Origin of the sequence: Pseudoteredinibacter isoporae (assembly GCF_011602085.1) — a bacterium.
GTDB classification, from domain to species: Bacteria; Pseudomonadota; Gammaproteobacteria; order Pseudomonadales; family Cellvibrionaceae; genus Pseudoteredinibacter; species Pseudoteredinibacter isoporae.
On record NZ_JAAONY010000008.1, the window covers coordinates 1 to 6,913 of the forward strand.

The window sequence follows — 6,913 nt, forward strand, 5'->3', positions numbered from 1 at the left end:
TTGCCATTTTGATCTACAATTTTGCCCTTCGTAGCAAAAACAACCCCTTTATGGTCGCTTACTGGCAAATTTTGAACATCTTTAGATGCAATATTAGTCACTGCAATTCCCTCTAAAACAGATCAACACCGTGCAACAACACTTTTCGCACTCTAATAACTATGGCGTATCAGTCAAATATTGTTCTTGCAACGTCTATTTTATAGCCAAAACGTGATATACACCACAAAGTAGCAAGCCACCTATCTGCACAACCAACCAAACGTGCGTCATTTCACAGAACTTTAATATCAATCAGGATAAGGAATTCTTATTGTAACCAGGGAAAAATGAACGGGAGGCAAACCCCCGTCCTTAAATGCAAAAAGCCCCCTAAGGGCTACTTAGGGGGCTTTTCAGGTCTCAAAGAGCTGTCAAGAGCTCATCGTTCGACCTTACACAGTGTCGATTGCATTGTTATTCAACAATACCTGAATAACGTCCTGATCGGTCTGGTTAAAGAAGGCGGCATCAGCATTTTCAATGCGGATCGTGTATTCATCCTTACTGTCATCACGAGTATTAGCATCGTAATCACCATCGGTATTCACGTGAATGATGATATCCGAACCATCTTCTTCGAAGTGCAGATACTGATCCAAGGTTGCCGCACTGGCACCGTCCGGCAATAGCGAGGACAGATCCAATACATCATCCGTAATAGAAAAGTCTTTCACCACATCCTGCACACCGGTTGTGATACCAGTATCCAGAACGAAAGTGTCGGCACCCGTACCACCAAAGAGAATATCTTCACCGGCACCACCAATTAAGGTGTCGTTACCCGCTTCACCATACAAGGTGTCATTACCCGCTCCACCGTTAAGTGTATCCGCGCCGGCATCAGCCACAATAGAATCATTGCCAGAAGTTCCGTTTAAGGTCTCACCGGCACTCGTACCAGTGATGGCATCCTTACCGGCAATCACGATCGTTACAGAACTGCTGGTCGTCGTTCCATCACTGTCTGTCACGGTATAAGGAACAGTAAGAGTCTCGGTATCGCCCGCGGACAAGCTGTCTTTGGTTTGGCGATTCACCTGGAAGCTGTAACTGCCATCGGCACCCGAAGTAAATGTGCCCAAAGTGGTACTGGATGGCGCGCCCCAAGAAACCGTTGCACCAGTGTCAGCACCCGACTCGACATCAACACGTCCGGTTACAACAGGCAACGGATCCGTCGAGGTCACTTTACCCACTACGGTAAAGGTGTTGCTGGCACTTTCATCGGTGTAAATAGTGTTAACCGCATTACCACCGCTATCCAGGAAGCCCTCGATCGAAATCTCGTAATCCTGACCACCAACCGTTACGGTTTGGGTCGTAGTTGGCAAAGTAATAACATCCTGATCAGATGTATTGGCCCCACCATTAATCGGTTGCGGATTCGCGTTTGGCGTTTCGTTGTGGTCCAGAGTCAGGGTCAAAGTAACAGGAGTAGACACACCGTTAATCACAACATTAACCGTCAGCGTTAAATCTACCGACTCAATGGTTCCAGTATTCGAGAACGTTGGCCAGTTGTGGTGGGTAAAGGTACCAAACTCAACCAGTTGATCCGTCTGCACAACTTCACCCGCGGCACTTGCCAAACCGGTATCATCCACCAGCTCATAACCAGAGCGGCTGGTTGATGCAGCCTGACCCCATTCGATCTGATCAGGCAGCGCATCCGCGTCGTTTTGAATTTCCGCGAAATCCCAGGTTGGGTCTGGCTGGTTATCGGTGCCAATAACTTCGTTCTCGAAACCGGCAACATAACTGTTCAACACGATGGTATCGACATCAATGGTCATCACACGAGTTTGACCGTTTGTGGATGGGCCATCGTCAACAATATCGATCACCAGATCCGTGGTGGCATTATCCGCCGCATCGCCATCGTTATCAGAAACAACAACCTGGAAGGTATCGTTGTCGTTGGTACCGTCATGATTTTCTCTGGACGTTAACTCATAACTGTAATTCACCTCGCCAGGCGTACTCGACGTCGGCGGAGTGATTGAAGTAATCGTCAACGTACCGTTGTCACCGGTAATCGTCGCACCCACTGCGGCAGTAATCGTTGTGCCACCAAAGCTGATTTCAACCGTAGCCCCACCACTGCCATCGGTAAATTCAATGGTTCCGGTAGTCACTTCAGATGTATCGCTGTTATTGCTCGCGTTGCCATCGGCCAGCTCACCACTACCCGATGCTGCCAGACCACGTTCAAAGGCCTGATTGCTGCCAGTGATCTGAACAGTTGGTGTACCATCTTCAATCGTCAAGTCGGCAGTATCGGCACCGCTATCGATCGAAATATTTCCGAAGCCACCGCCAGTAACGGAATCCAATTGAATATTGACTGTTTCATCAGGCTCGTTAGCAACCGTATCAACCAGAGTTACGATATCCAGATCAACCGAATTACTGCCCGCAGGAATGGTTACGGACGCCACTTGGGTGTAGTCACTGCCATCGGTTGCGGTACCGGTATAGGTAATATTGACAGTAACGTCGCTGGTGGCATTCGGTGCCGGGTTACCATTTACATCAAACAAGCCAACAGTGAATGTTCCCGTCTCGCCTTCAGTCAGAGAACCCACTGGATCGTTGATACGAACAACGACATCACCTTGAGTATCAGTAATCGTGGCTTCGGCTGATGGCGTACGACCATCTCGACCATTAGTAGTATCAACATTTTCGAACTGACTCGAACCCGTTCCAACGCCACTGATTGAGGCGGTAAACGTTTCGTCATCAAAGTCGGCATCAACCGCTGTTGGAACCGTTACCTGGACAGAGCTATTGCCATTCAGAATTGTAACGGTCTGTGCGGTTGCAGTGTAATCGCCGTTTTCTGCTGTACCGTTTGCGAAGACAACGTTCACTTCCATATCCGCAGTCACCGTCACAGGCGCACCGTTCTGATCAATCAATGACACAGTGAACAGTGAATTACTGCCCTCATTTACGGCACCATCACTTTCGATAACTGCGAACACAGTGTCTTCGTCACCCGGAGGATTATCGGAACCGGTTTGATCCGTGATCGTGGTCGTAACGTTATTACTTGTAGCGTGTGCCGCAATAGCTTCAAACTCATTATTGGTATCAACGATAGTACCAATAGCAACATTAAAGTTTTCCGCACCTTCAGCCAGAGCATCATCATGAGTATCAATGGTAAAGGTCGCCGTGTTACTTCCCCCATTGACGACAACACTCGCGACTTCGGTGATGTCATCACCTTCAGCGGTGGTGTAGGTGTAAGTCAGGTTCACAGTAACACTGCTTCCAGCCGGAACCGTTTCGCTTAGTGTTACGGTGTAATTAGTTGTGGTTTCACCCTCAACAACATTGGCCGGGCCAGTCAACGATGCAATCACAGTATCTTCCGACCCTGGAGGATTATCCGAGCCCGTCTGATCCGTAATCGTAGTCGTCACATTGTTGTTCGTTGCATGCGGTATGATTGCTTCGAACACACCGCCACTGGTTGAACCAATCGCCACATTGAAATTCTCGGCGCCCTCTGCAAACGCGTCATCCAAAGTTGCAATATTAAAGGTCGCCGAACTATTGCCACCGGTTACCACGACACTGGCCACTTCAGTGATGTCAGTTCCCGAAGCTGTTGTATAGGTATAACTCAGATTGACGGTCACATTACTACCCACAGGAACCGACTCACTCAGGGTAACGGTATAATCCGTGGTGGTTTCACCTTCAACAACATTGGCCGGCCCCACCAAAGAAACAATAACCGTATCTTCAGCGCCGGGAGGATTATCCGAACCGGTTTGGTCAGTAATTGTCGTGGTGACATTGTTATTCGTGGAGTGCGCTGCAATCGCCTCGAATTCATTATTGGTATCGGTAATCGTACCAATCGCAACATTGAAGTCTTCAGCACCTTCAGCCAATGCATCGTCTATGGTATCGATGTCAAAGGTGGCTGTGTTACTGCCCCCATTTACAACGACACTCGCAACTTCAGTGATGTCATCACCTTCAGCGGTTGTGTAGGTGTACGTTAAGTTCACGGTTACGCTGCTGCCTGCCGGAACCGTCTCGCTTAAGGTCACGGTGTAGTCTGTGGTGGTTTCACCTTCAACAACATTCGTCGGGCCAGTCAGAGAAACAATCACTGTATCTTCGCTACCCGGAGGATTATCCGAACCGGTCTGATCCGTAATTGTTGTGGTGACGTCATCGTTCGCGGTATCAACTGCAATCGCTTCGAAGGAGCTGTCGGTATCGGTCACCGTACCGATGGCCACATTAAACTGTTCCGCACCTTCGTTAAAGGCGTCGTCCAGTGTCTGAATGTTAAACGTTGCAGTGCTGTTGCCACCTGTCACAACAACGCTTGCCACTTCGGTGATATCCGAACCGGAAGCCGTCGTGTAGGTATAAGTCAGATTCACTGTGACATTGTTGCCCGCAGGAACTGGCTCACTCAAGGTCACGGTGTAAGCGGTGGTGGTTTCACCTTCCACAACATTCGCCGGGCCAGCGAGTGAAACGGTAACCGTGTCATCGGTGCCAGGCGTGGCTTCATCCAGAATGGTACCCACGCCAGTATCGTCACTGATGTTTGCACCACTGGCATTACTCAATACCACGGTAAAGTTCTCGGAATTTTCATCCAGAACGTCGTCCGTGATTGGAACCGAAATAGTTTGCGTGGCAACGCCTGCTGCAAAGGTCAAAGTACCGTTGGTGGTTGTGTAATCCGCGCCAGCGGTGGCTGTACCATTATTGGTTACGTAGTCCACGGTGACAGGACCAGATGCGACTGGATCCAATGTAACGGTAAAGGTTGCGGTGCCAGCCGCTTCGTCCACCGTCACATCATCAATACTGAGCGACGGAGTCGCTTCATCATCAACAATGGTGGTGGTGACTTGATTATCTGCATGCTCTTCAACATTTTCGAAGGCGCCGCTATCGGTAATCGAATCGATGTCGAGAATAATCGTTTCATTACCTTCGCTGACAGCATCATCAACACCGGTTACGACAAACGAAGCGTTATTGTTGCCACCAGTAATTGTTACGCTGGTCTGCTCACCGGAATAATCCGTACCCGCTGCTGTACCTGTGTACGCCAAACCAACGGTGACGGTCTCACCTGCTGGCACGTTCACCGGGGTGCCGTTTTGATCAACCAGAGTCACGGTGTAAGTCACCTGGCCGCCATCCTCAGCGATGGTGTCTGTGCTTTGGGTCAAACGCGCATAGATTGTGTCTTCAGTACCCGGAGGATTATCAGAACCCGTCTGATCAGTGATTGTGGTATTCACATTGTTGGCGGTATTGTGAGCTGTAATCGCTTCAAAAGCGTTATTGGTATCAGTGATCGTACCAATCGCTACATTGAAGTTTTCAGCACCTTCATCCAATGCATCATCCAAAGTCACAATGTTAAACGTGGCCGTATTGTTACCTCCTGTGACGACAACGCTTGCCACCTCAGTGATATCCGAGCCAGATGCAGTGGTGTAGGTGTACGTTAAGTTCACGGTTACGCTGCTGCCTGCCGGAACCGTCTCGCTTAAGGTTACGGTGTAGTCTGTGGTGGTTTCACCTTCAACAACATTCGCCGGGCCAGTCAGAGAAACAATCACTGTATCTTCGCTGCCCGGAGGATTATCCGAACCGGTCTGATCCGTAATTGTTGTGGTGACGTCATCGTTCGCGGTATCAACTGCAATCGCTTCGAAGGAACTGTCGGTATCGGTCACCGTACCGATGGCCACATTAAACTGTTCCGCACCTTCGTTAAAGGCGTCGTCCAGTGTCTGAATGTTAAACGTTGCGGTGCTGTTGCCACCGGTCACAACAACGCTTGCCACTTCAGTGATATCCGAACCGGAAGCCGTCGTGTAGGTATAAGTCAGATTCACAGTGACATTGTTACCCGCAGGAACGGGCTCACTCAAGGTGACTGTGTAATCGGTGGTGGTTTCACCCTCAACAACATTCGCCGGGCCAGCGAGTGAAACGGTAACCGTGTCATCGGTGCCAGGCGTGGCTTCATCCAGAATGGTACCCACGCCAGTATCGTCACTGATGTTTGCACCACTGGCATTACTCAATACCACGGTAAAGTTCTCGGAATTTTCATCCAGAACGTCGTCCGTGATTGGAACCGAAATAGTTTGCGTGGCAACGCCTGCTGCAAAGGTCAAAGTACCGTTGGTGGTTGTGTAATCCGCGCCAGCGGTAGCTGTGCCATTATTGGTTACGTAGTCCACGGTGACAGGACCAGATGCGACTGGATCCAATGTAACGGTAAAGGTTGCGGTGCCAGCCGCTTCGTCCACCGTCACATCGTTAATGCTGAGCGACGGCGTCGCCTCATCATCAACAATGGTGGTGGTGACTTGATTATCTGCATGCTCTTCAACATTTTCGAAGGCGCCGCTATCGGTAATCGAATCGATGTCGAGAATAATCGTTTCATTACCTTCGCTGACAGCATCATCAACACCGGTTACGACAAAGGAAGCGTTATTGTTGCCTGCAGTAATTGTTACGCTGGTCTGCTCACCGGAATAATCCGTACCCGCTGCTGTACCTGTGTACGCCAAACCAACGGTGACGGTCTCACCTGCTGGCACGGTTACTGGGGTACCGTTTTGATCAACCAGAGTCACGGTGTAAGTCACCTGGCCGCCATCCTCAGCGATGGTGTCTGTGCTTTGGGTCAAACGCGCATAAACTGTATCTTCTGTTCCCGGCGTTGGTGTGTTCGGCGTACCACCCGGAGTGGTCTCATCGTGAATCGTGGTGGTTACGGTATCCGTGCTGTTCTCCACCGCTTCATACGCCGTGGTGATCGCACCCGCAATCGTGCTGTTCGCACCCAGGTTCACCGTGA

1 protein-coding gene is annotated in these 6,913 nt (G+C 49.9%); it reads right to left on the bottom strand.

Going from position 1 to position 6,913, the window contains the following annotated elements; all coding sequences use genetic code 11:
* Positions 1–434: 434 nt before the first annotated feature.
* The coding region (locus G8768_RS20810; RefSeq protein ID WP_167202817.1) for a Calx-beta domain-containing protein at positions 435–6,913 on the bottom strand (6,479 nt) is incomplete at its 5' end.